Raw genomic sequence first — 24715 nt, 5'->3', positions numbered from 1 at the left:
CGCGATGTTCAAGGGTTCGATCACGGCCATGGTCACCCCGATGCGAGAGGATTCGGTCGACGAAGACGCGCTGCGTTCCTTCATCGACTGGCAGATCGCCGAGGGTACCCACGGCCTCGTCCCCGTCGGCACGACCGGCGAGAGCCCGACCCTGTCGCATGCCGAGCACAAGCGCGTCGTCGAGATCACGATCGAGGTCGCGGGCGGCCGCGTGCCGGTGATCGCCGGCGCCGGCTCGAACAACACCGCCGAGGCGATCGATCTCGCGCGCCATGCCGAGAAGGCCGGCGCCGATGCCGTTCTGGTGGTGACGCCCTACTACAACAAGCCCAACCAGGAAGGGCTCTACCAGCACTATAAGGCGATCAACGACGCCATCGGCATTCCGATCATCATCTATAACATCCCGCCGCGCTCGATCATCGACATGTCGGTGGAGACGATGGCGCGGCTCTTCGAGCTGAACAACATCATCGGCGTCAAGGATGCGACGGCGAAGCTCGATCGCGTCAGCCTGCAGCGTCACGCCATGGGACCGGAGTTCCTGCAGCTTTCGGGCGAGGATGGCACGGCGCTCGGCTTCATGGCGCATGGCGGTCATGGCTGCATCTCGGTCGCGTCGAATGTCGCGCCGCGTCTCTGCGCCGAGTTCCAGGAAGCCTGCATGGCCGGCGATTTCGCCCACGCGCTGACCTATCAGGATCGGCTGATGCCGCTGCATCACGCGATCTTCATCGAGCCGAACCCGACGGGCGTGAAGTACGCGCTGTCGCTGCTCGGCCGGATGGAGGATCGCGTCCGCCTGCCGCTGGTCGGCATCACCGACACCACCAAGACGGCCATCCGCGGCGCCCTCGCGCATGCCGGCCTGATCAACTGAAGGCGATACACTCATGAGCAGCGGCACCGGCGATCCGCGTTATCGGCTTGCCGCCGACAACCGTCGCGCCCGCTTTGACTACGAGATCGGCCAGACCTACGAGGCCGGCATCATGCTGACCGGCACGGAGATCAAGTCGCTCCGTGGCGGGCGCAGCACGATCGGAGATTCCTACGCCGCCGAGAAGGGCGGCGAGGTCTGGCTGTTCAACGCCTATATCCCGGAATATCTCGAGGCGAACCGCTTCAACCACGAGACGCGCCGGCCGCGAAAGCTGCTGCTGCACAAGAAGGAGATTGCCCGCCTGTCCCAGGCGGTGCAGCGCGAGGGTATGACCATCGTGCCGCTGAAAATCTACTTCAACGACCGCGGCCGGGCGAAGGTCGAGATCGCGCTGGCGCGCGGCAAGAAGTTGCATGACAAGCGCCAGACCGAGAAGGCGCGTGACTGGAACCGCGAGAAGGGTCGGCTGCTGCGCGACAAGGGCTGAGGCTCCCGCGCTGACCTATGTAAAGCTGAAAGGTCCGGATGCTCGCTGCATCCGGGCCTTTTTTGCGTGTCTGCCAGGTGGACGGGAGAGACTTGAGGCGGTGGGGCCCAAAAGCAAAACACCCCGCCGGAAACCGGCGGGGTGCTCTGTACCAAGCATCCGGTGAAGCGACCCACCGGATGCGATATCGCCGAGGCGACCTGGATTACCAGGAGCGCTTCAGGAAGAGGTTGGCGGTCCAGGAGTCGCTGGAACCGGTGGCCAGGACGTCATTGAACGGGGAGTCCTTGACGTCGAGGTCGGTGTAGAAGACGTCCGCGACGAGCTCGAGGCCGTTGACCGGAGCATAGGCGGTGTTGAAGCCAACGCGCCAGGCGTCGATCTTCATGCCGTCCAGGCTGTCCGAGCCGTCGAAGCTGGCATAGCCACCCGAGAGCGACGACCAGATCTGCGGGGTCCAGACGTGCTTGTACGAAGCGAGCGCGCTCCAGCTCGAGCCCGACGCAGCCGAGAACAGCTGATCGTCGATGCCGAGCGCGCCGACGACCGACGTGCCGCCCGAGATGCCGGTGAACGAGTTGGCGTTGTCGCCATAGGCAGCCGACACGAAGAAGCGGTCGCCGGCCGAGAAGTTGTCGAGAGCGATCTCGAGGCCGCCACCGATGGCCCAGCCGTCCTTGCCCTCGTACGTGTCGTAGTCGACGGCCGAGTTGGTGTAGGCGGCGGCGACCTTCGCAGCGAAGATGCCCGACGAGTAGGTGACGGCGCCGATGATGTCCGGAACGTTATCATTGCCGCGGACGTCGTCGATGTAGCCGAACGAACCGCGATCGCGCTGGTCTTCGATCGACAGGGCGAGACCGAAGCCGTTGACGGCGTAGGTCAGCTGGATGTGATCGGTGGTCGAATCCGAGCCGAACATGCCGGTGTCGTCATAGCCGCGGCCGAAGTCGAACAGCGAGGTGAAGTAACCGGCCTTGAGCGGGCCGAGCTCGAGGTAGGCGCTGTCGACGTAGGCGGAGTTGGTCGACTCGTTGATGTAGTCGGCCAGATCGCTGCCGGTGCCGGCCTTGTTGCCGGTCTTGGCGCGCATGTCGATGAAGCCGGTCAGGTTACCATACTCGGTGACCGACGAAGCCGTCAGCTGGATCGAAACTTCCGTGTAGAAGTTGCCCCAGTTGTTGTTCGAGCTGTTCAGGCCGCCGAAGTCGCCGCCGCCGAACGAGGTGCCGAACTCGACGTAGCCGCCGACCTTGATGCAGGTGTCGGTGCCGGGGGAGTAGAAGAATCCGGCGCCGAAGGCGTCGCAGACCTTCACGTAGTCAACCGGCTCGGCGACCGTGAGATCGGCAGCCTGGGCGCCGCCTGCGAGCACGATTGCTGCGGCCGAGCCGAGCAGAAGAGTCTTAAAGTTCATAACCTGACCTCTGGTTGTCAGGGGATCAGAAAGCTGCCCCGGTGCCAGTCGCTTTCCGCGCAAGAGCGCGGTTCGCAACGGCGGCCTCGGACACGTCCCCCAGCCAATGAGCTGTCCGAAACCCCCCATGGGCCCCGGACAGGACTTTCTCCAAATCACTCGTCGAAAGTCAGGTGAACTTAGCCGGGAAGGTGATTCACGTAACTCAAAAACAGCTTGGCTTCCGATATGTATGGGTGATTGTAAGCTTTAGTTGCTAATTTGCAGCACCGCCCGATTTGGAGTGCGCCCCGGGGCGCGGATCGGGCGCGAATGCGGCGGCGTGGCTGGATTTGCGCGGGTTTGCGGGTCCGGCGGCGGTCCGGCGAGGCGCGCGTGGTGCGACGGAACTCGGCCGGAATGGCGCTCTGCTGCATATGGTGGATGCGGACGCGGCGTTCGCCGTTCCGTGTGGGGCGCGCCTGGTGGGGCGTCGCTCAGCCGGACGATGCGTCGAGATGGGCGCGGACGCTCGCGAACACGGTGCGGAACATTTCCGGCGTCAGGACGCCGGTATTCGTGTTGTAGCGAGAGCAGTGGTAGCTGTCGAAGACGGTAAGTGCGCCGATCTTATGCTGCGCACCATGGCCGAATTTGTGACGCGCCATCTTTTCTCCGAGCGCGACAATGACGCTGTCATGGGCGATCTTGCCGAGCGCGATGACGGCGGCAAGCCGCGGCATGCCGGCGAGCGTGGCGGCGAGGAAGGGGCGGCAGGTCCGGATCTCGTCGGTGGTCGGCTTGTTCTCCGGCGGCACGCAGCGCACCGCATTGGTGACGGCCGTGTCGATCGGCGTCAGGCTGTCGTCGGGCCTCGCCTCGAACACGCCGCGGGCGAACCCGAAATCGATCATCGACTGGTAGAGCAGGTCGCCGGCATAGTCGCCGGTGAACGGGCGTCCGGTCCGGTTGGCGCCGCGCAGTCCCGGCGCGAGCCCGACGATCAGCAGGCGACCGTCATCCGCGCCGAAGGAGGGGACGGGCGCGTTGCTCCAGTCCGGCTGCTTGCCGCGCCATTCCTCGCGGAAGGCGACGAGCCGGGGGCAGAGCGGGCAGTCGCGGCCCGGATCCGAGGAGGACAAGGTCACCGGCGCTCGGTCTCAGATCTCTTCGTCGAAATCGTCTTCGAAGCTGGTGGCCGCGTGCTGGCGCTCGGCGCTGCGGTGAAGGCGCTCGGACGGGTCGCGGCCGATGCGGCCCTGCAGGCTGGTCAGGTCGATGAAGTGGTCGGCCTGGCGGCGAAGCTCGTCGGCGATCATCGGCGGCTGGGTCGCGAGCGTTGAGACGACGGAGACTTTGCGGCCCTTGCGCTGCACGGCCTCGACCAGCGAGCGGAAGTCACCATCGCCGGAGAACAGCACGACATGGTCGACATACTCGGCCACTTCCATGACGTGGACGGCGAGCTCGATGTCCATGTTGCCCTTCACCTTGCGGCGTCCGGCGGCGTCGAAGAATTCCTTCGTCGGCTTGGTCACGACCGTGTAGCCGTTGTAGTCGAGCCAGTCGATCAGCGGTCGGATCGACGAGTATTCCTGGTCCTCGGACAGCGCCGTGTAATAATACGCGCGCATCAGGTAGCCCTTGGACTGGAATTCGGCCAAAAGCTTCTTGTAGTCGATATCGAAGGCGAGGGCCTTGGCGGCCGCGTAGAGGTTGGCGCCGTCGATAAAGAGGGCGATCTTCTCGCGTGAATCGAACATGTCGGGACCCAGGAACCGGAACTATGAATAGGGCAGTATGAATTGCAGGAGCCGGCGAGGGGCTCCTCCGACTCGAATAATCAATGCTCCATCAATATAGCGTGCGGACGATCCCGGCAAACGGCGTGTGCGCCCGATTTGTGGGTAGATCCGGCTGGCTGGCGTCGCTGCGACACGGTGGCCGCAGCCGATAAACTCTTGCAATTCAACGGCCGCGCACTTATTCATGCGCGCTTGAACCCCGGATTTTCCCGAACAGGAGACCTGACATGGCGCGCGTCACCGTGGAAGATTGCGTCGACAAGGTCGAGAACCGCTTCGAGCTGGTGCTCCTTGCCGGCCACCGTGCCCGCATGATCGCGAGCGGTTCGCCGCTGACGATCGATCGCGACAACGACAAGAACCCCGTCGTCGCCCTGCGCGAGATCGCCGACGAGACCGTCCATCCGGACGATCTCAAGGAGGATCTGATCCATTCGCTGCAGAAATATGTCGAGGTCGACGAGCCGGAGCAGGATCTGCCGCTGCTGGCGGACGATTCGGCCGACGAGGACAACGGCGTCGCCTTCGATCGCATGTCCGAGGAGGACCTGCTGCGCGGCCTCGAGAACATGGTCCCGCCGGACAAGCAGGACGATTTCTGAGGCGTCTCGACGCTTTAGGGCCGAGCGGCTTGTCGTTTGGCCACATTCGCTATCCTATATGAAAGGATAGCCTTTTGGCCGGGTCTTGCCCGGCCTATTCGTGTGTCTTCGGAAATTGCGCCATGATGCGCCAGTACGAACTCCTCGAGCGTGTCCAGCGGTACAATCCGCAGGCCGATGAGGGGCTTTTGAACAAGGCCTATGTGTATGCCATGCAGAAGCATGGTGCGCAGCGGCGCGCCAACGGCGATCCGTATTTCTCGCATCCGCTCGAAGTCGCGGGCATCCTCACCGACCTGAAGCTCGACGACGCCACCATCGCGGTGGCTTTGCTGCATGACACCATCGAGGACACGGACGCGACGCGTTCGGAAATCGACGGCATGTTCGGCGAGGATATCGGCCGCCTGGTCGAGGGTCTGACCAAGATCAAGCGCCTCGACCTGGTGACGAAGAAGGCCGCGCAGGCGGAGAATTTCCGCAAGCTCCTGCTCGCCATCTCCGAGGATGTGCGCGTGCTCTTGGTGAAGCTGGCCGACCGGCTTCACAACATGCGCACGCTGCATTTCATGCCGGAGGAAAAGCGCGGCCGCATCGCCGAGGAGACGCTGGAGATCTATGCGCCGCTGGCCGGCCGCATGGGCATGCACGACATGCGCGAGGAGCTCGAAGAGCTGGCCTTCGCGGTCGTCAATCCCGAGGCGCATCTCGCGGTCACCAACCGTCTGGCCGAAGTGCGCAGCCGCAACGAGACTCTGATCGAGGAAATCGAGAAGGACCTGCGCGAGAAGCTCGAAAAGCACGGCATGCAGGCCAAGGTCTTCGGCCGGACCAAGCGGCCCTATTCGATCTTCCGCAAGATGGAGCGGAAGGCCGTCTCGTTCGAGCAGCTCTCCGACATCATCGGTTTCCGCGTCATCGTCGGTTCGACGGCCGAGTGCTATGCCGCGCTCGGCATCGTGCATACGACCTGGCCGACCGTGCCGGGCCGCTTCAAGGACTATATCTCGACGCCGAAGCAGAACGACTACCGCTCGATCCACACCACCGTGGTCGGCCCCGGCCGGCAGCGCGTCGAGCTGCAGATCCGCACCCGCGAGATGAACGACGTCGCCGAATACGGCATCGCCGCGCACGCCCTCTACAAGGACAAGGGCAACGGCAATCTCTCCGACGAGAGTCGCGCCTATACCTGGCTGCGGCGTACGGTCGAGATGCTGGCCGAGGGCGACACGCCGGAAGAGTTCCTCGAAAATACCAAGCTCGAGCTGTTCCACGACCAGGTGTTCTGCTTCACGCCGAAGGGCCGTCTGATCGCGCTGCCGCGCGGCGCGACGCCGATCGATTTCGCCTATGCGGTGCACACCGACATCGGCGACACCTGCGTCGGCTGCAAGATCAACGGCCGGATGATGCCGCTGACCACCGAGCTGCACAATGGTGACGAGGTCGAGATCATCTGCTCCAAGGCGCAGGTGCCGCCGCCGGCCTGGGAATCGATCGCCATCACCGGCAAGGCGCGCGCCTCGATCCGCCGCGCCGCCCGTACGGCGATCCGCAAGCAATATGCCGGCCTCGGCCGCAAGATCATCGAGCGCGCGTTCGAGCGGGCCGGTCGCGACTTCTCGGACGATCGCCTCAAGGCAGCGCTGCCGCGCCTGGCGCAGCAGAACATCGAGGACATGCTGGCCTCGGTCGGACGCGGCGAGATCCCGTCGGTGAATGTCCTGAAGGCTGTCTACCCGGATCACAAGGAAGAGCGCGCGGCCGTGCCGAAGGGCGGCAACGGCACGGGCGGCGAGCCCGGCTGGTTCGGGCTCAAGAAGGGCTCGGGCATGGTGTTCCGGGTTCCGAACGGCGAGACGCAGGCGGAGTTGCCGTCGATCCCGATCCGCGGCCTGCATGGAGACATGCCCGTCCGCTTCGCGCCCGAGGCGGGTGCGGTGCCGGGCGACCGCATCGTCGGTATCATGACCCCGGGCGAGGGGATCACGATCTACCCGATCCAGTCGCCGGCGCTGAAGGAATTCGACGACGAGCCGGATCGCTGGCTCGACGTGCGCTGGGACATCGACGCCGCCAACCGCGAGCGGTTCCCCGCCCGCATCGAGGTGACTGCGATCAACGAGCCCGGCACTTTGGCGCAGATCGCCCAGATCATCGCCGACAATGACGGCAACATCTCCAATCTCCGGATCGTCAAGAGCGCGCCCGATTTCTCGGAGCTGCTGATCGATCTCGAGGTCTGGGACCTGAAGCACCTCAACCGCCTTCTGAGCGACCTGCGCGAACGCCACGTCGTCAGCGCCGCCAACCGCGTCAACGCCTGAGGGCCGCGACGGCAAGATCTGGACAGGACAGAGAATGAACCAAGCCGAAATCCTCGACGTCTTCCGCGCGTCCGGCGCTCTTCTCGAGGGGCATTTCATCCTGAGTTCCGGCCTGCGCAGCCCGATCTTCCTGCAGAAGGCGCGCGTCTTCATGTATCCGGAGCGGACCGAGCGGCTGTGCAAGGCGCTCGCCGAGCGCATCCGTGCCGAGGGCATCGAGTTCGACCTGATCGTGTCGCCGGCTCTGGGCGGCCTGATCCCCGGCTACGAGACGGCCCGCCATCTCGGCGTTCCCGCCATGTGGGTCGAGCGCGAGCAGGGTGAGTTCCGCCTGCGCCGCTTCGAGCTGCCGCAGAACGCCCGCATCATCGTCGTCGAGGACATCGTCAGCACGGGCCTGTCGATCCGCGAGACGATCAGCGCGATCCGCGGCATCGGCGGCAATGTCGTGGCCGCCGCCTGCCTGATCGACCGCTCCGACGGCGAGGCCGAGGTCGGCGTTCCGCTGATCTCGCTCACGCGCTACAAGGTGCCGGCCTATCCGGCCGACCAGCTGCCGCCCGAGCTGGCCGCCATTCCCCCCGTCAAGCCGGGCAGCCGCAGCCTCTGAGGGAACCGCGCCCCGAGCGCCGTCGCAAGCGGACATGCTTTTTCGTCGCCGCCGTCCCCTGAAGCCGCACCAGAAGCTGGTCCAGTTGGTCTGGCCAAGGGGAGGGTGGGCGCGAACGTCGCGCTACTACCAGAAGCGGCTGATGCGGCTTTCGGGCTCGCCGCACTCGATCGCGGCGGGCTTCTCGGCGGGCGTCGCGCTGGCGATGACGCCGTTCCTCGGTTTCCACTACCTGCTCTGCTTCGTCGTCGCATTCCTCGTGCGCGGCAACGTGCTGGCGGCCGTGCTCGGCACCTCTCTGGGCAACCCGCTCACCTTCCCGTTCATCTGGCTGGGCACGTTCGAAACCGGGAGCCTCATTCTCGGCTGGTTCGGGCGACGTCCCGATCCGATCGATCTCGATCACCTCGCGCACAAGCTGCTGACCGAGTCCTGGCGCGAGATCTGGCCGATCCTCGAGCCAATGCTGGTCGGCGCCGTTCCGATCGCCCTGCTGCTGGGTGCGATCTCCTATGTTCTGGTCTATATCGCGGCGCAGGGTTTCCAGACGTCGCGGCGGCAGCGATTCGCCTCGCGCCGCGGCGCGCTGCACGATCGCAGCCAGAATTGAGGGAAAGGATCACGTCGTGATTGTCCGCAACGAACTCCGTCTCGGTGTCAATGTCGACCACGTCGCGACCGTGCGGAATGCGCGCGGCGGCTTCCACCCGGATCCGGTCCGCGCCGCTCACCTCGCGGCTGTCGCCGGCGCCGACGGGATCACGGCGCATCTGCGCGAGGATCGCCGCCACATCATCGACAGCGACATCGAGCGCCTGCGCGCCGAGATCGCGCTGCCGCTCAATTTCGAGATGGCCGCGACGCGCGAGATGGTGGAGATCGCGCTCCGGCATCGGCCGCATGCGGCCTGCATCGTGCCGGAGCGGCGCGAGGAGCGCACCACGGAGGGCGGCCTCGACGCCGCCGGACAGATGGAGCACCTCCGTCCGATGGTGGCGGAGCTGGGTGCGGCGGGCATCCGCGTCTCGCTGTTCATTGCCGCCGACCGGGCCCAGCTCGACGCGGCCGCCGCGCTCGGCGCGCCTGTGGTCGAGCTGCACACCGGCACCTATTGCGAGGCGATCGACGAGGGGCCGGAGGCGTTCGAGCGCGAGCGTGCCCGCATCGAGGATGCCGCTCGCTATGGCGCGGGCCTGGGGCTCGAGATCCATGCCGGCCACGGCCTCACCTTCGATACCGTGAAGCCGATCGCGGCGCTGCCGCAGATCCGCGAGCTCAACATCGGCCATTTCCTCGTCGGCGAGGCGATCTTCGTCGGGCTCGAGCAATCGATCCGCACCATGCGCCGGTTGATGGACGAGGCGCGGGCGGCGACGGAAGCGCTGGCATGATCCTCGGCCTCGGCAGCGACCTGATCGATATCCGCCGCGTCGAGAAGACGCTGGAGCGCTTCGGCAGCCGCTTCACCGAGCGCGTGTTCACCGAGATCGAGCAGAAGAAGTCCGACCGCCGCGCTGAGCGCGCCGCCTCCTATGCCAAGCGCTTCGCCGCCAAGGAGGCCTGTGCCAAGGCGCTTGGCACGGGCCTCAATCATGGCGTGTTCTGGCGGGACATGGGCGTGGTCAACCTGCCGAGCGGCAAACCGACCATGGCGCTGACCGGCGGGGCGGCGGATTGGCTTGCGAAGATGCTGCCGCCGAACCATCATGCTGCCATCCATTTGACGATCACAGACGACTATCCGCTGGCGCAGGCCTTCGTGATCATCGAGGCGTTGCCGGATCCGGCCTGATCGGATGTTCCGCCGCCATCGTCGCCTGGCTGTGTCGGCGGTCACGGCTGTTTCCAGTGTAGACCGGCCGGCGTTGCGCGGGACCCGGCGAGTCGATATGAACCAACCTTCGCCGTATGGCGGGGCCCATGAAGGACGGATCGGAAGGACGCATGAGCGTGGCGGGCGAGAAATACAAGGCCGAGCGCGGCGGCATGGGCGAGACCGTCAAGATCGTCATCAATGCGCTCATTCTGGCGCTGATCGTCCGGACCTTCCTGTTCCAGCCCTTCAACATTCCGTCCGGGTCGATGAAGTCGACCCTCTTGGTCGGCGACTATCTGTTCGTCTCGAAATACGCCTACGGCTACAGCAAATATTCGATCCCCTTCGCACCGGACCTGTTCTCGGGCCGCATCTGGGCGACGCCGCCCGAGCGCGGCGACGTCGCCGTGTTCAAGCTGCCGCGCGACCCGTCGGTCGACTACATCAAGCGGGTGATCGGGCTGCCGGGCGACAAGATCCAGATGATCGGCGGCGTGCTGCACATCAACGGCACGGCCGTGCCGAAGGAAAAGATCGACGACTACGTTACGACCGACGAGTTCGGCACCCAGACGCATGTGCCGCGTTATCGCGAGACGCTGCCGAACGGCGTCAGCTATACGGTGCTCGATCTCGATCCGCGCAGCTTCTCCGACGACACGCCGGTCTACGAGGTGCCCGCCGATCACTATTTTATGATGGGCGACAACCGGGACAATTCCACCGATAGCCGCGTTCTCGGTGCGGTGGGCTATGTGCCCTTCGAGAATTTCGTTGGCCGCGCCGGCATGGTGTTCTTCTCGATCGAGGAGGGCGCGAAGGCCTGGCAGTTCTGGACATGGCCGTGGACCGTTCGCTTCGACCGACTTTTCAAGGTGATATGAGCTTGGCTTCCGAGGAACCTCTGCAGCGTCTCGAGGAGAGGATCGGACATCGGTTTTCGAGTCGCGGTCATCTGGTGCGTGCGCTCACCCATGCGAGCGCCGTGGCCGAGAGCCATATGGCGCAGGGCGAGAGCTATCAGCGCCTGGAGTTTCTCGGCGACCGTGTGCTGGCGCTCGTCATCGCCGACATGCTGCTCGAGGCCTTCCCGAAGGCCGACGAGGGCGAACTGGCGCGTCGATTGACCGGCCTCGTTCGCAACGAGAGCTGCGCCGAGGTCGCGACCGACATCGATCTCGGTAGCTGGATCCGTCTCGGCGGCGGCGAGGTGCAGTCCGGCGGACGCCGCAAGGCGGCGATCCTCGGCGACGTCTGCGAGGCGGTGATCGGCGCCATTTTCGTCGATGGCGGCCTGGACGCCGCGCGCGCCTTCATCGACCGTAACTGGCGCAAGCGCATGCTGAACTGGACCGGCCCGCTGCGCGATGCCAAGACGACGCTGCAGGAATGGGTCCAGGGCAGGGGTCTCGCTACCCCGAAATACGAGATTGCCGAGCGGAGCGGGCCTGACCACGCGCCGCATTTTACCGTTGAAGTGAAGATCGAGGGCATGCCCGCAGTCCTCGGTACGGGCCGTTCGCGGCGCGAGGCGGAGCAGAAGGCGGCGACTGCCGTGCTGCGCGCCCAGGGCGTATGGAGAGAAGAAACGAATGTCGTCTGAGTTGCCGCCCGAGTCGCCGTCCGACATCGAGCCCGCCGTGGAGGGGCCCACCCGCTGCGGTTTCGTGGCGCTGATCGGCGCGCCGAATGCCGGCAAGTCGACGCTGCTCAACCAGCTCGTCGGGACGAAGATCTCGATCGTCACGCACAAGGTGCAGACGACGCGCGCCATCATGCGCGGCATCGCGCTCGAAGGGTCGTCGCAGATCATTTTCGTCGACACGCCGGGCATCTTCCAGCCGAAGCGCCGGTTGGACCGCGCGATGGTCGAGACGGCCTGGGGCGGCGCCAAGGATGCCGATCTCGTTTGCGTCCTGATCGACGCCGAGCGCTTCCAGAAGAGCGAGACGGCGCAGATCCTCGACAAGGTGGCGGCCGTCGGTCAGCCGAAGATCCTTGTTATCAACAAGATCGACACGGTGCCGCACACGGCGCTGCTGGAAATGGCGGCCAAGGCCAACCAGACCGTTAAGTTCGAGCAGACTTTCATGATCTCGGCGCTCCGGGGTCATGGCTGCGCCGATCTGATGTCCTATCTGGCGAAGCGCATTCCGGAAGGGCCGTGGCTCTATCCCGAGGACCAGATCTCGGATCTGCCGATGCGCAACCTCGCCGCCGAGATCACGCGCGAGAAGATGTTCCTGCGCCTGCACGACGAACTGCCCTACCAGTCGACGGTCGAGACCGAGCTCTGGAAGGATCTGCCGGACGGGTCGACCCGCATCGAGCAGACCATCTATGTCGAGCGCGAGGGGCAGAAGAAGATCGTCATCGGCCATCGCGGCGAGACCATCAAGGCGATCTCGATGGCGGCGCGTACCGAGATCCAGGAGATGGCCGAGCGGCCGGTGCACCTGTTCCTGTTCGTCAAGGTTCGCGAGAACTGGGGCGACGATCCCGAACGCTACCGCGAGATGGGGATCGAGTTCCCGCGCTAGTACCACCTTCGGCCGTCAGCGCAGCGCGCAGGCGGCCCTTGACCGTCGCGTCCACGGCCCGCATCGGGATGCCTTGCAGCGCGGCATGGAGGCACCAGAGCGCGTTGAGGCTGATGCTGCGCGGATCGCGGTGCTTGAGCCGCCAATAGGCATCGACCGCCCCGAGTTCGCGGAGCGTGCCCTCCCGCCGGATGTCGACCGCCTCGAGCCAGTCGGCCATCTTCGGGCCGATGCCGGGCAATTGCCGGATCGGGCGATCGGTCATGGCGCGGGCCGCTGAGCGGCGCGCTCCTCCCGGAGACGCCGCATGTAGTCGGCCAGTGTCCGGCCCTTTTCCGGCCGGAAGATCTCGTCCAGAAGTGCCGCCCCGATCACGCGATCGAGCCGGAACATGCGGAAGTCCTCCCGGAGTTCGCACCAGGCCGTCGCCGTCCAGGCGTGGCCCCAGGCTTCGATGGCCAGCGGCCGGATTGTTCGCTCCGTCTCGGCCTCGGCGGCGCTGCGATAGCTGAGCCGCATCTTGCGGCGCTGGCGGATCGCCTTTCGGAACAGCGCGAGCTGCGCGTTCGCCGCGGCGATCAGCCTGGGCGAATTAACCTGGACCGAGTCGCGCCAGATTTCGCCGCGATGCGCATCGGGCAGGACGGCGTCGATCTTGACCAGCGCCTCGCGCGCCGCCGCCGCCAGCTCCGGATCGGCCCACGCCTCGACGAAGCGCGCGCCGAGCGCCAGCCCCTCGAGCTCCGCCTGCGAGAAGGCGAGCGGCGGCAGCAACAGGGTGCCGCGCAGCACATAGCCGACGCCGCGTTCGCCCTCGATCGGCACGCCGGTCGCCACCAGCGCGTCGATATCGCGATAGACCGTCCGGACGGAGACCTCCAGCCGATCGGCGATCTCCTGCGCCGTCCTGAGGCGGGCGCCACGCAGGATCTGGACGATGTCGAACAGGCGGTCGGCGCGCCGCATCTTCTAGCCGGAATAGGCGACGGGATAATAGTCCCGCCGCAGCGACGGCGGGTCGATCAGCGCGGAGAAGGCGGCCGCGTCCGGGCTTGCTGCCAGCCGCGCCTTGGCGGTCTGGGCCGATGCCCGGTCTAGCCAGTGTACGATTTCCGTGAAGCGGCCGTCCTCGGCCTTGGCGATGCTGCGGGCCAGGAAGCCGCGCTGCCGGCGCATGGCGCCCATGGCTTCGTCGGCGGCCCTGACGAAGGCGCGCTCATCGATGCCGGGGACGAGCTGATAGGAGCTGATTTCGAGCACGTTGCCGTTCATGACGCGACCCTCGCGAACAGATTTCATGCTGACAATCTAGTCCTAGCCTACTGACAGCGTTGTGTCAGTTGGATGCAGGATCCTGACAGAATTGTTCTTGATATGTTCGGTTCGCCTCAGCCGATCGTCCAGTCAACGAAGCGGCCATGGAAATCGGCGCGGCCGATCTCGCGTTCGTCGCCGCCCGGCCACGTCGTGAGGCGGACGCTGGCGCTGCCGCGCTGGCCGTCGGCTTCCATGCGCAGCCACGCGGAGGGCGCGTCTGGCGTCGCCTGTTTCGCGGCACAGTCGATGTTGGCGCGGATGGCGCCACGCGTCGGCTCGGGCAGATACTGCCACATCACGGAATGGGCGAGGACGCGGGTTCGGCCGGTTTGCGGTGGCGCCGTCAGGTGCAGCGCGGTCCAGGCGGCGGCATCCGCCCGCTCCACCCGCCAGGTCGCGGCCGCCGCCATGTCGAGGGCCGCCTCGGCCCGGGCGAGGCGCTCGCTTTGATCGGCCCAGATATAGGCGAGCAGGCGTTCCCGGTCGTCCCGCGAGCCCGGATCGAGCGGGGTGATGTCGCATCCGGCGCGGCGGTCGACCTGGACCGGCGCGGCGAGGTTCGGGCCTTTGCCGTGCCATTCCGAGCGGATCGGGACGCTGGAGTTCGGATCGCCCCAGCGGCCGGCGCCGAGATCGTAGCGATAGCGATCGAAGCCGAGATTGAGGCCCATGCTGGCGCCGATCTCGTGCCAGTCCAAGGGTAGCCCGAACTGCTCGCCGAGCCGCAGCGCGCCGCCGAGCATCACCGACGAGCGGGCGACCTCATTCGTCTGGGGCGGGCTGTCGAGCCAGTCGTGCAGGAAATCATCTTCGGCCGCGATGGCTGCTGCGATGGCGTCGCCGAGCGCGTCGGTGTCGTTCGAGACGGGCGGATAGACGGCGAGCAGGGCCGGCACGCGGCCGGCGCGTTTCAGGGCGTGGAACCCGGAGGCGGCGCGAAGCGCCAGCGCGTCGGCGAAGGGATCGCCCGGCCAGTCGAGAATGCGACGGCCGAAGCGGCTCGTGCCGTCGAGCCGTTCGGCGAGGATCGCGCAGACTTCGGCCGTGAACGGCGAGCCGAGTTCGCGGCACGCGGTGGCCTGGAACCGGAACGCATTCAGAAGCGTGGCGCTCATCCCGGTCATGCCGCGATCCTCAGCCGGTCGGTTCGTCCAGATGCGAGGGCAGCGTGGCGTCGAAGCCCTTGCTCGCGGCACGGCGACTGCCGACCCAGATGTTGTGCTGGACGGCAAAGCGGTCGGGCTCGTCGAGCGAGGCCAGCGTCACGTCGATCTTCTGCGGCTCGTCCGTGGTCGTCATCATCAGTGGTGTGCCGCAATCGGCGCAGAAGTGCCGCCGGCCGGTCGCCGAGGATTCGTGGATCGTCGGCGTGCCCGCGGTCAGGGTGAACGCGGCCGCGTCGAAGGTCGCCCATGTCAGGAACAGCGCGCCGCTCGCCAGCTGGCATAGCCGGCAATGGCAGTGGCAGACGATCTGCGGCGGCCGGTCGATCGTGTAGTGGATGCGGCCGCACAGGCATCCGCCCGTGATCGGCGCCGCGCTCATCACCTGGCTCAAATCGAAAGCTCCACATGGACCGGCACGTGATCCGAAGGCTTGTCCCAGCCCCGGACATGCTTGTCGATGCCGGCGGAGACGAGCCGGTCGGCCGCCTGCGGCGACAGCAGCAGGTGGTCGATGCGGATGCCGTTGTTCTTCTGGAAGGCGCCGGCCTGATAATCCCAGAAGGTGTAGAGGTCGTCGTCGTCGCTGCTGGCCCGCACCGCGTCGGTCAGGCCGAGCGTTTCGATGGCGCGGAAGGCGCGGCGCGTCTCCGGCTGGAACAGCGCGTCCTCCACCCAGAGCGACGGGTTCCTGGCGTCGCGCGGCTCGGCGATGACGTTGTAGTCGCCGGCGAGCACGAGCGGCTCTTCATAGGTCAGCCGTTCGGAAGCCCAGTTCCGAAGCCGCTCCATCCAGGCCAGCTTGTAGGAGAATTTCTCCGTGCCGATCGGGTTGCCGTTCGGCAGGTAGAGCGACACCACGCGCAGCACGCCGCTCGGCACCGAGAACACGCCCTCGATGAAGCGGGCGTGGGCGTCGTTGTCGTCGCCGGGCAGGCCGCGATTGACCTCGTCGAACGGCAGCTTGGAGAGCAGGGCGACGCCGTTGAAGCCCTTCTGTCCATGGGTGGCGACGTTGTAGCCGAGATCCTCGAAGGCCGAGGTCGGGAAGCCCTCGTCGACCGACTTGATCTCCTGCAGGCAGGCGATGTCGGGCGAGGCTTCCTTGAGCCAGGCGAGGGCGGTGTCGATGCGGGCTTTGACGCCGTTGATGTTCCAGGTCGCGATCTTCATGCGGAGCAGACTAGCCGATCCGCATCGCGTTGCCAGCGCCAAGGCTCGGCGCGCGAGCGTCTTGCACATCTGGTGCGCGACTTCGGTCACACGGCGCGTGCGGCGCCCGCTGCCCCTTGGAGATCGACCCTGCGCGGCCTAACTCTAGGGTCTCCGGCGCCGCCGGAGCATCAACCCTTACAAGGAGGCTCGAATGCCGGTCAGGACATCGGACGCGAAGTGGGAAGGGGATCTCAAGAGCGGCAAGGGAACCCTTCACGTCGGCAACGGAGTCTGGGAAGGGCAATACAATTTCTCGTCGCGCTTCGAGGAGGGCAAGGGCACCAATCCGGAGGAGCTGATCGCCGCGGCGCACGCCGCCTGCTACTCCATGGCGCTGTCCGGAAGTCTCTCTGGCGCCGGCTTCACGGTCGAATCCGTCTCGACCACCGCCAAGGTCAAGGTCGAGCCCGTCGAGGGTGGTTTCGGGATCACGAAGATCGATCTCATTACCGAGGCGAAGGTGCCCGGCATCGACAAAGCGACCTTCGACAAGATCGCCGCCGCCACCAAGGAAGGCTGCCCCGTCTCCAAGGCGCTGAAGGCCGTTCCGATCGCGCTCGAGGCCAAGCTCGTCTGATCGCACCGAGACCGCTTCGCAATCGGCCGGCGCACGGCTTGACCGCATGCGCCGGCTGGTCGACAGTCGCGCCCGAAAGTGGGGTGCCATGCCGATCGATGCCGTTCCGTTCGACCTCCCGAAGCCCATTGCCAGCGAGACGTTCACCGATCCCGATCTGGCGATCGCGCGGCTCGAGGAGATCTATGACCTCCACACGGCGCATCTGCGCGAACGCTTCGACGCGCTCCTGAAGGGCCATCCGCCCGTCGGCCGCGTCCGCGCCACCTATCCCGAGATCCGCTTCACCACCACGAGCTACGCGAAGATCGATTCGCGCCTGGCCTATGGTCATGTATCGGGCCCCGGCGTCTACGCGACGACGGTGACGCAGCCGGGCCTGTTCCGGAATTATCTGAAGGAACAGATCAAGCTGCTCGTTCGCAATCACGGCCTGCCGGTCACGGTGGGGCCGTCGAACCTGCCGATCCCGCTGCATTTCGCCTTTCCGAACGGCGTCCATGTCGAGGGGCAGCTGGCCGAGCGGATCGAGCGGCCGCTGCGCGACATGTTCGACGTGCCGGACCTGGCTGTCACCGACGACGCGATCGTCAACGGCACCTACGAGCCGCAGCCCGACGTGCCGCTGCCGCTGGCGCCCTTCACGGCGCCGCGCATCGATTATTCGCTGTTCCGCCTGGCGCATTACACGGCGACGCATGCCGAGCACTTCCAGAATTTCGTGCTGTTCACCAACTACCAATTCTACATCGACGAGTTCTGCGTCCGCGCCCGCAAGCTGATGGCCGAGGGCGGCGGTGGCTACGAGGCGTTCGTCGAGCCCGGCAATGTCATCACTCCGGCGGGCGCCACCGAGCCGGTCGCGGGCACAGCGCCGCCGCGCCTGCCGCAGATGCCGGCCTATCACCTGAAATTCGCCGGCAATGCCGGCCTGACGATGGTCAATATCGGCGTCGGCCCGTCCAACGCCAAGACGATCACCGACCACATCGCCGTGCTGCGGCCGCATGCCTGGCTGATGCTCGGCCACTGCGCCGGCCTGCGCAACACGCAGGCGCTCGGCGACTATGTGCTGGCGCATGGCTATGTCCGCGAGGACCACGTGCTCGACGCCGACCTGCCGAGCTGGATCCCGATCCCGCCGCTCGCCGAGGTGCAGGTGGCGCTCGAGGACGCCGTCGAGGCCGTCACCGGCCTCGAAGGCTATGACCTGAAGCGGATCATGCGCACGGGCACGGTGGCGACGATCGACAACCGCAACTGGGAGCTGCGCGACCACCGCGAGCCGGTGCAGCGCTTCTCGCAGTCGCGTGCCATCGCGCTCGACATGGAATCGGCGACGATCGCCGCCAACGGCTTCCGCTTCCGCGTGCCCTATGGAACGCTGCTCTGCGTCTCCGACAAGCCGCTGCACGGCGAACTGAAGCTGCCTGGCATGGCCTCGGACTTCTACCGCCGCCAGGTTGGCCAGCATCTCGAGATCGGCATCCGCGCGATGGAGATGCTGCGCGACATGGCGCCCGAGCGCCTGCATTCCCGCAAGCTCAGGAGCTTCACGGAAACCGCGTTCCAGTAAAGGCGGATCGGTTGGCGCAGGCGGCTTCCGTGTGGAAGCCGCGTCGGCTACATCGCGAAGCTGGTGCCGCAGCCGCAGGACGCGGTGGCGTGCGGGTTCCGGATCTGGAACGACTGGCCGATCAGGTCGTCGACGAAGTCGATCTCGGAACCGTCCATGTAGGGCAGGGAGATCTGGTCGATCAGCACGAGCGCCCCGTCCTTCTGGATCACGAGGTCGTCCTCGGCGCGGGTCGCATCGAGATCGAAGCCGTACTGGAAGCCCGAGCAGCCGCCGCCCGAAACGCTGACGCGCAGCGCCGTGCCGCTCGGCTCCTTGGACAGGATGCGGGCGATGCGCTTGGCGGCGCGGTCGGACAGGGTTACTTGGAGGGTCTCGGTGGTCATGGGCAGCTTTCGGTAAGAAGGGCGCCTTGCGGACGGCCGCTACCGATAGTTAGGAATGCGATCGGCGGTGTCAATCGCCGCGGCGAGGCGGGTGAGTGGGGGAGCGGCGCATGAAGGGCGAGATCGGGTTCGGAATCGGGCCGCATGCCGTCTTCGCGGTCGATCCTGCGACGAGCCGCGGACGGCTCTATCCAGAGCCGGAAAGCCCGACCCGCACGCCCTATCAGCGAGACCGCGACCGCATCGTCCATTCGACGGCTTTTCGCAGGCTGAAGGACAAGACGCAGGTCTTCCTGTTCGACGAGGGCGACCACTACCGCACCCGCCTGACCCACACGATCGAGGTGGCGCAGATCGCCCGCGCCCTGGCGCGCGCCCTCCGTCTCGACGAGGACCTCGCCGAAGCGATCGCGCTCTCGCACGATCTCGGCCACACGCCCTTCGGCCATGCCGGCGAGAGGGCGCTCGACCGTGTCATGCGCGACCATGGCGGTTTCGACCACAACGCGCAGAGCCTGCGGGTCGTTACCAAGCTCGAGCGGCGCTATCCGCAGTTCGATGGTCTCAATCTCTCCTGGGAAGCGCTGGAAGGTCTGGTCAAGCACAATGGACCGCTGCTCAACGACGAGGGCAGGGGCGTCGGTTCCTATGCGGGCAAGACATTGCCGGCTGCGATCCTCGACTATGTCGCGGAGCAGGACCTGCAACTCGCGACATACGCCTCGGCCGAGGCCCAGGCGGCCGCGATTGCCGACGATATCGCCTATGACGCGCACGACATCGACGACGGCCTGCGGGCCGGGCTGCTGCATGTCGACGGCCTGCGCGAGGTTGATTTCCTGAAGGAGATCATCGACGAGATCGACGCGCGCCATCCGGGCCTGGAAAAGCCGCGCCTCGTCAACGAGGTGGTCCGGCGCGTGATCACGCGGATGATCGAGGACGTCATCGGCGAGGCTCTGAGGCGGCTCGACGCCGCGCGGCCCGCTTCGGCCGACGCGCTCCGTCATGCCGGCGAGCCGATGATCGCCTTTTCCGAGGAACTCGCCGTCGCCGACAAGGCGATCAAGACGCATCTCTGGTACAACGTCTACAGGCATCCCCGCGTGATGCAGGTGATGACGGCGGCCGAGGGTGTGGTGGAGCGCCTGTTCGAACGATACTGGCGGGATCCCGACGCGCTGCCTACGGAATGGCGGCGTGGGCTCGATTTCTCCGATTCCCACCGCCGGGCCCGTCGCATCGCCGATTTTCTGGCGGGGATGACGGACCGCTATGCACTGCGCGAGCACCGCCGCCTGTTTGACGCTTCGCCCGATTTGGGTTAGGCGCGCACAAGAGTTTTCTAATCAGCCCGAAGGGCGCCATCCCGTCATGAATATTTTCCGCGACTTCACCGCACGCGTCACATCCGCCGTCGAGGTCATCCTGGCCGCGCGCGAGAGCGCCCCGGTCGATCTCTCGCGCATCGTCGTCGAGCCCCCGCGCGACGCCACCCACGGCGATCTCGCCACCAACGCCGCCATGGTCCTCGCCAAGCCGCTCGGCCTGAAGCCGCGCGATCTCGCCGAGGCGATTGCCGGCCGGCTGCGCGACGACGAGGACGTCGCCTCGGTGGACGTCGCCGGTCCCGGCTTCATCAATCTCACGCTCGCCGCGCCCTATCGCGCCCACGCGCTGAAGGCGCTGGTGGAAGCGGGCCAGGATTATGGCCGCAGCCGGCACGGCGGCGGCCGCAAGGTCAATGTCGAGTATGTTTCGGCCAATCCGACCGGCCCGATGCATGTCGGCCATTGCCGTGGCGCCGTGGTCGGCGACGCGCTCGCCAACCTGCTCGACTGGGCCGGCTATTCCGTCACCAAGGAATACTACATCAACGATGCCGGCGGTCAGGTCGACGTCCTCGCCCGTTCCGCCTTCCTGCGCTATCGCGAGGCGCTCGGGGAGACGATCGGCGCGATCCCGGAAGGGCTCTATCCCGGCGACTACTTGATGCCGGTCGGCGCCGCGCTGGCCGACGTGCATGGTCGCAAGCTTCTCGACATGCCGGAGTCGGAGTGGCTGCCGATCGTCCGCGACGCCGCGATCAGCGCCATGATGGTGATGATCCGCGACGACCTGGCGCTGCTCAACGTGCATCACGACGTCTTCTTCTCCGAGCGCTCGCTGAACGGGCCGGATGGCGACAAGATCGCCGCGACGATCGCCGACATGGAAAGGAAGGGCTTCGTCTATCGCGGCACGCTGCCGCCGCCGAAGGGCCAGCTTCCCGAGGATTGGGAAGATCGCGAGCAGCTGCTGTTCCGCGCCACCGATGTCGGCGACGACATCGATCGGCCGCTGATGAAGTCGGATGGCAGCTACACCTACTTCGCCGGCGACGTCGCCTACTTCAAGGACAAGTTCGACCGCGGCTTCCAGCAGATGATCTACGTGCTGGGCGCGGACCATGGTGGCTATGTGAAGCGCCTCCAGGCGGTCGGTCGCGCGATCTCGGGCGGCACGGCTTCGGTCGATGTCCTGCTCTGCCAGCTGGTGAAGCTGTTCCGCGCCGGCGAGCCGGTCCGCATGTCGAAGCGCTCTGGTGACTTCATCACCCTGCGCGAAGTGGTCGAGGAAGTCGGTCGCGACGCCGTCCGCTTCATGATGCTCTATCGCAAGAGCGATGCGCCGCTCGACTTCGATTTCCAGAAGGTGACGGAGCAGTCGAAGGACAACCCGGTCTTCTACGTCCAGTACGGCCACGCCCGCGCGGCTTCGATCCTGCGCAATGCCGCGCAGGAGCTGCCCGCGCTCGATCTGTCGGCCTCGGCGCTGGCCGCCGCGGACCTGACGCTGCTCGAGGATCAGGGTGAATTGGGCCTGCAGCGGCGCCTGGCGGAGTTCCCGCGAATCATCGAATCGGCGGCGGATGCGCACGAACCGCATCGCATCGCCTTCTACCTCCATGAACTTGCAGCAGAGTTCCATCAACAGTGGAACCGGGGTAAGGATCTGCCGCAATTACGCTTTATTAACTCTGAAGAACCACAGTTGACTGCGGCTCGGCTTGCCCTTGTTCACGCCACAAAGCTGGTGCTGTCATCCGGTTTGCTGGTTCTCGGCGTGAATGCGCCCGAAGAGATGCGGTGACGGCTCTCTCGGAGCTTGGCATCCGAAAGACGAACCGCATCGGGTAAGACGGAAAGTGGAGCGCGATGGCAGATCGCTACGATAACTCGTTCTCGAGTCGGGCCCCCGCCGACGGGAATACGGGGCGACGCAACGAGCAGTCGTCCGCCGCGGAAGACGACCCCCTGGTCGAGTTGGCGCGGATCGTGTCGGGCAAGTCGAGTTTTGATGACATCGTCGGCAGCCGCGCCCCCATGGCCGCGCCGACCGTGCGGCCGAGCCAGGCCGGCCATGCCGGCGATATGTCGTTCGATCTCGAGTCCGAGTTGATGAACGACCTGCAGTCGTCGTTTGATCCGTCGGTCCGGGCGTCGTCCGGGCGGCCGGCCCAGGTCGAGCCGCAGCCGCCGCGCGCCGTGCCGCCGCGGGATTCCGGCTTCGATCATATCGGGCTGCGTCCCGGCGGTCCCGTCACGCCGCCGCAATGGCAGCCGGTGCAGCCGCCACGGCAGGCGGAGCCCCGATATCAGTCCGAGCCGCGCCAGCCGGCGGCGGCCCGCCCGCAGCAGGCAGCCTTCGCTCAGCCTGCCTATGAGGACGAGGATCCCTATGCCGGAACCGCCTATGCGGCCGCGCCGGACCAGGGACGCGGGGGGCAGCAGCCCCAATATGCCGACAGCTACTATTCCGGGCAGGAAAACGGCGCCGACGATCGTTCGACCGGATATGGCGACGCGTATGGCGACGATCCGAACGTCGGCTACGACGATGACGGCTATGACGACCAGCAGGTCTATGGCCGCGGCGGCGACTATGACGAGCCGCGCCGCTCCCGCAAGGGACTGGTGATCGCGGCAGGCGCCCTGGCGGTCATCCTCGCCGGAGGCCTTGGCGCCCTGGCGTTGAAGGGCGGCGGCGACACTACCGACAGCGGCGCGCCGCGCGTGATCGCGGCCGAGGAGGGCCCGACCAAGGTCCAGCCGGCGGCCCAGCCGGCCGAGACCGAGGTGGCGCAGAACAAGCTCATCTATGACCGCGCCAGCCCGGAGCTTGCCGGCGACGAACAGCTCGTGCTGCCCGACGATGGTCCGATCGACGAGCGCCCCGCGAGCAGCGAATCCGAAGCGAGCCGCGAGATCTCGCGCATCATTCTCCCCGGCGCGCCGGGCGAGGGCGGCACGCCGCAGTCGATCGACGATCTCGCCGGTTCGGCTCCGGCCGCGCCGGCCACCGATCTCGATTCGGGTCCGCGCAAGGTCCGCACCGTGGTGGTGAAGCCGGACGGGACGATCATTTCCAGCGAGGCGCAGCCGCGCGGTGGCGCGGCGTCCGCCGACAACGCGCCGTCGCAGCCGGCCGCTCCCGCCGCCAGCGCACCGGCCCAGCCGGACCCCGTCGCCGCAGCGCCGGAGCCGGAGGCCCCGCCGGTCGCTCGCGCCCCGGAACCTGCCCCGGCGCCTGCCAAGCCGCGTCCGCAGCAGACCGCATCGGCTCCCGAGCCCGCCGCGGCGGCGCCGCGCGCCAGCGCGCCGGCATCCGATGGTTTCGTCGTCCAGGTGTCGTCGCAGCGCTCGGAAGAGCAGGCCGTGGCCGCCTATCGCGCCATGCAGCGCAAGTTCCCCGGCATCCTCGGTGGCCAGGAGCCCAACATCGTGCGCGCCGATCTCGGCGCCAAGGGCGTCTACTACCGAACTCGCGTGGGGCCGATGGCGACGCGCGACCAAGCCGTGTCGCTCTGCGAAAGCCTGCGTGCCGCCGGCGGTGACTGCATCGTCCAGAAGAACTGACCGCGACGGAACGCAGGCGGCGGGATCGCCGCCGCTTGCGGTCCTGACGGCAAGCGGCTAAGGCCGAAGAATGACCGCCAAAGCATTCATTTCGGGCTGCGCCGGTCGCAGCCTCACCGACGACGAGATCGCGTTCTTCCGCGACGAGCGGCCCTGGGCGCTGATCCTGTTCAAGCGCAACATCGGCTCGCCGGAAGAAGTCTGCGACCTCGTCGCGACCTTCCGCGATGTCCTCGGCGATCCGGACCGCCCGGTTCTGATCGACCAGGAGGGGGGGCGCGTCCAGCGCATCGCGCCGCCACATTGGCGCAATCGCCCGGCGGCCCGCTTCGCCGGCGATCTCTATGCCGAGGATCAGGCCGCCGGTCGCCGGATGGCCTGGCTGCATGGCCGGCTGATCGCCTCCGACCTGATCGATCTCGGCATCACCGTCGATTGCCTTCCCGTGCTCGACGTCGGCACGCCGCAGACGCATGCGGCGATCGGCAATCGCGCCTATGCGGAGGCTGCGGACGTGGTTTCAGTCCTCGGTCGGGCGACCACGGAAGGCCTCGCCGCTGGTGGCGTGCTGCCGGTGATGAAGCACATGCCCGGCCATGGCAGGGCCACCGTCGACAGCCATTTGAGCCTGCCGGTCGTGGACGCCAGCCTGTCTACGCTGAAGGCGTCGGATTTCGTGCCGTTCCGGGCGCTCAACGATCTGCCAATGGCGATGACGGCGCATATCGTCTTCACCGCCGTCGATCCGGACCGGCCGGCGACGACCTCGCCCGTCGTCGTCGAGGAGGTCATTCGCGGCGCGATCGGTTTCGACGGTCTCCTGATGAGCGACGATCTGTCGATGAACGCGCTGGGCGGCGATTTCGCCAGCCGCGCCGCCGCGGTGCTCGGGGCCGGTTGCGACATGGTCCTGCACTGCAACGGCGTGATGGACGAGATGCGGGACGTTGCCCGCGCCGTGCCCGAACTGTCCGGCAGAGCGGCGGAGCGAGCGGAGGCGGCCCGCGCCGCGCGCAAGCCGCCGCACACGCTCGACCGCGAGGCGGCGGAGGCCGAATATGCCACCCTCGCCGAGCGTGCCGGCTGGCCGCCGGCGGTAGCCTGAGCGGACGTG

At 66.7% G+C, this 24715-nt stretch carries 27 protein-coding genes; 17 read left to right on the top strand and 10 right to left on the bottom strand.

Going from position 1 to position 24715, the window contains the following annotated elements; translation table 11 throughout:
• Positions 1–4: 4 nt before the first annotated feature.
• Positions 5–880: a 4-hydroxy-tetrahydrodipicolinate synthase gene (gene dapA / locus G539_RS0103585; RefSeq protein WP_029073985.1), complete on the top strand. Its 876-nt coding sequence runs from the start codon at positions 5–7 to the stop codon at positions 878–880.
• 13 nt (positions 881–893) lie between these two features.
• Entirely contained in the window at positions 894–1370 is a 477-nt protein-coding gene (gene smpB, locus G539_RS0103580; RefSeq protein WP_029073984.1) for an SsrA-binding protein SmpB, read from the top strand.
• A 205-nt stretch (positions 1371–1575) separates the two neighbouring features.
• Here the strand turns inward: smpB and G539_RS0103575 are convergent, their stop codons facing one another.
• The 3 genes from G539_RS0103575 to G539_RS0103565 all read right to left on the bottom strand — a co-directional run bounded on the left by G539_RS0103575 (position 1576) and on the right by G539_RS0103565 (position 4529).
• Positions 1576–2787, bottom strand: a complete 1212-nt coding sequence (locus G539_RS0103575) for a porin (protein ID WP_029073983.1) — start codon at positions 2785–2787, stop codon at positions 1576–1578.
• 476 nt (positions 2788–3263) lie between these two features.
• Complete coding sequence (locus tag G539_RS0103570) at positions 3264–3914, bottom strand: uracil-DNA glycosylase (protein ID WP_029073982.1); 651 nt, start codon at positions 3912–3914, stop codon at positions 3264–3266.
• A 12-nt stretch (positions 3915–3926) separates the two neighbouring features.
• Positions 3927–4529: a LabA-like NYN domain-containing protein gene (locus G539_RS0103565; protein ID WP_029073981.1), complete on the bottom strand. Its 603-nt coding sequence runs from the start codon at positions 4527–4529 to the stop codon at positions 3927–3929.
• Positions 4530–4798: 269 nt separating this feature from the next.
• Between G539_RS0103565 and rpoZ the strand changes: the two genes are divergently transcribed.
• The 9 genes from rpoZ (at position 4799) to era (ending at position 12469) form a co-directional block, all read left to right on the top strand.
• Positions 4799–5173 (top strand): DNA-directed RNA polymerase subunit omega, encoded by a 375-nt coding sequence (rpoZ, locus tag G539_RS0103560; protein ID WP_029073980.1) that lies wholly within the window; start codon positions 4799–4801, stop codon positions 5171–5173.
• Between the two features lie 122 nt (positions 5174–5295).
• Entirely contained in the window at positions 5296–7503 is a 2208-nt protein-coding gene (locus tag G539_RS0103555) for a RelA/SpoT family protein (RefSeq protein ID WP_029073979.1), read from the top strand.
• A 34-nt stretch (positions 7504–7537) separates the two neighbouring features.
• Positions 7538–8113 (top strand): orotate phosphoribosyltransferase, encoded by a 576-nt coding sequence (pyrE, locus tag G539_RS0103550; RefSeq protein ID WP_029073978.1) that lies wholly within the window; start codon positions 7538–7540, stop codon positions 8111–8113.
• Positions 8114–8147: 34 nt separating this feature from the next.
• Complete coding sequence (locus G539_RS0103545; RefSeq protein WP_029073977.1) at positions 8148–8723, top strand: DUF2062 domain-containing protein; 576 nt, start codon at positions 8148–8150, stop codon at positions 8721–8723.
• 16 nt (positions 8724–8739) lie between these two features.
• Positions 8740–9504, top strand: coding sequence for a pyridoxine 5'-phosphate synthase (locus G539_RS0103540; protein ID WP_029073976.1), 765 nt, complete (start codon positions 8740–8742; stop codon positions 9502–9504).
• Complete coding sequence (gene acpS / locus G539_RS0103535) at positions 9501–9905, top strand: holo-ACP synthase (protein WP_029073975.1); 405 nt, start codon at positions 9501–9503, stop codon at positions 9903–9905. The genes G539_RS0103540 and acpS overlap by 4 nt, the downstream gene beginning before the upstream one ends.
• Before the next feature lie 152 nt (positions 9906–10057).
• Positions 10058–10813, top strand: a complete 756-nt coding sequence (gene lepB, locus G539_RS0103530) for a signal peptidase I (RefSeq protein ID WP_029073974.1) — start codon at positions 10058–10060, stop codon at positions 10811–10813.
• Positions 10810–11532 (top strand): ribonuclease III, encoded by a 723-nt coding sequence (rnc, locus tag G539_RS0103525; RefSeq protein ID WP_029073973.1) that lies wholly within the window; start codon positions 10810–10812, stop codon positions 11530–11532. The genes lepB and rnc overlap by 4 nt, the downstream gene beginning before the upstream one ends.
• Positions 11522–12469 carry a GTPase Era gene (era, locus tag G539_RS0103520; protein WP_051231053.1) on the top strand — a complete coding sequence of 316 codons (948 nt, stop codon included), beginning with the start codon at positions 11522–11524 and terminating at the stop codon, positions 12467–12469. Before rnc ends, era begins: the two co-directional genes overlap by 11 nt.
• Here the strand turns inward: era and G539_RS26505 are convergent.
• From G539_RS26505 to xth, 6 genes are all read right to left on the bottom strand, one after another.
• Entirely contained in the window at positions 12399–12734 is a 336-nt protein-coding gene (locus G539_RS26505) for a TfoX/Sxy family DNA transformation protein (RefSeq protein WP_084639772.1), read from the bottom strand. The genes era and G539_RS26505 overlap by 71 nt on opposite strands.
• The gene (locus G539_RS0103510; protein ID WP_029073970.1) at positions 12731–13435 is read right to left on the bottom strand and encodes a helix-turn-helix transcriptional regulator; all 705 of its coding nucleotides are present in this window, start codon (positions 13433–13435) and stop codon (positions 12731–12733) included. Before G539_RS0103510 ends, G539_RS26505 begins: the two co-directional genes overlap by 4 nt.
• Positions 13436–13438: 3 nt before the next feature.
• Positions 13439–13768, bottom strand: a complete 330-nt coding sequence (locus G539_RS0103505; protein WP_156911769.1) for a hypothetical protein — start codon at positions 13766–13768, stop codon at positions 13439–13441.
• Positions 13769–13857: 89 nt separating this feature from the next.
• The gene (locus tag G539_RS0103500) at positions 13858–14910 is read right to left on the bottom strand and encodes a DUF2332 domain-containing protein (RefSeq protein WP_029073968.1); all 1053 of its coding nucleotides are present in this window, start codon (positions 14908–14910) and stop codon (positions 13858–13860) included.
• A gap of 10 nt (positions 14911–14920) precedes the next feature.
• Positions 14921–15334 carry a GFA family protein gene (locus tag G539_RS23565; protein WP_245576799.1) on the bottom strand — a complete coding sequence of 138 codons (414 nt, stop codon included), beginning with the start codon at positions 15332–15334 and terminating at the stop codon, positions 14921–14923.
• Between the two features lie 5 nt (positions 15335–15339).
• Entirely contained in the window at positions 15340–16122 is a 783-nt protein-coding gene (xth, locus tag G539_RS0103490) for an exodeoxyribonuclease III (RefSeq protein ID WP_029073967.1), read from the bottom strand.
• 193 nt (positions 16123–16315) lie between these two features.
• Here xth and G539_RS0103485 point away from each other — a divergent pair, with 193 nt between their 5' ends.
• The gene (locus G539_RS0103485) at positions 16316–16741 is read left to right on the top strand and encodes an OsmC family protein (protein ID WP_029073966.1); all 426 of its coding nucleotides are present in this window, start codon (positions 16316–16318) and stop codon (positions 16739–16741) included.
• A gap of 88 nt (positions 16742–16829) precedes the next feature.
• The gene (locus G539_RS0103480) at positions 16830–18317 is read left to right on the top strand and encodes an AMP nucleosidase (protein ID WP_035830278.1); all 1488 of its coding nucleotides are present in this window, start codon (positions 16830–16832) and stop codon (positions 18315–18317) included.
• A 47-nt stretch (positions 18318–18364) separates the two neighbouring features.
• Here G539_RS0103480 and erpA read toward each other — a convergent pair whose 3' ends face one another.
• On the bottom strand, positions 18365–18703 hold the full coding sequence (gene erpA / locus G539_RS0103475) for an iron-sulfur cluster insertion protein ErpA (protein WP_029073964.1): 339 nt from the start codon (positions 18701–18703) through the stop codon (positions 18365–18367).
• A gap of 110 nt (positions 18704–18813) precedes the next feature.
• Here erpA and G539_RS0103470 point away from each other — a divergent pair, with 110 nt between their 5' ends.
• The 4 genes from G539_RS0103470 (at position 18814) to nagZ (ending at position 24706) form a co-directional block, all read left to right on the top strand.
• Positions 18814–20031 carry a deoxyguanosinetriphosphate triphosphohydrolase gene (locus tag G539_RS0103470; RefSeq protein ID WP_029073963.1) on the top strand — a complete coding sequence of 406 codons (1218 nt, stop codon included), beginning with the start codon at positions 18814–18816 and terminating at the stop codon, positions 20029–20031.
• A 46-nt stretch (positions 20032–20077) separates the two neighbouring features.
• Positions 20078–21835 (top strand): arginine--tRNA ligase, encoded by a 1758-nt coding sequence (gene argS / locus G539_RS0103465; protein WP_029073962.1) that lies wholly within the window; start codon positions 20078–20080, stop codon positions 21833–21835.
• Between the two features lie 65 nt (positions 21836–21900).
• A complete protein-coding gene (locus G539_RS0103460; protein WP_156911767.1) occupies positions 21901–23601 on the top strand; it encodes an SPOR domain-containing protein in 1701 nt (566 codons plus the stop codon).
• 70 nt (positions 23602–23671) lie between these two features.
• On the top strand, positions 23672–24706 hold the full coding sequence (gene nagZ, locus G539_RS0103455; RefSeq protein WP_029073960.1) for a beta-N-acetylhexosaminidase: 1035 nt from the start codon (positions 23672–23674) through the stop codon (positions 24704–24706).
• Positions 24707–24715 lie beyond the last annotated feature (9 nt).

The organism is Kaistia adipata DSM 17808 (genome assembly GCF_000423225.1).
Taxonomy (GTDB): domain Bacteria; phylum Pseudomonadota; class Alphaproteobacteria; order Rhizobiales; family Kaistiaceae; genus Kaistia; species Kaistia adipata.
Note: the sequence above shows the minus strand (reverse complement) of the source record. Positions and strands in the feature narration are given on the sequence as shown.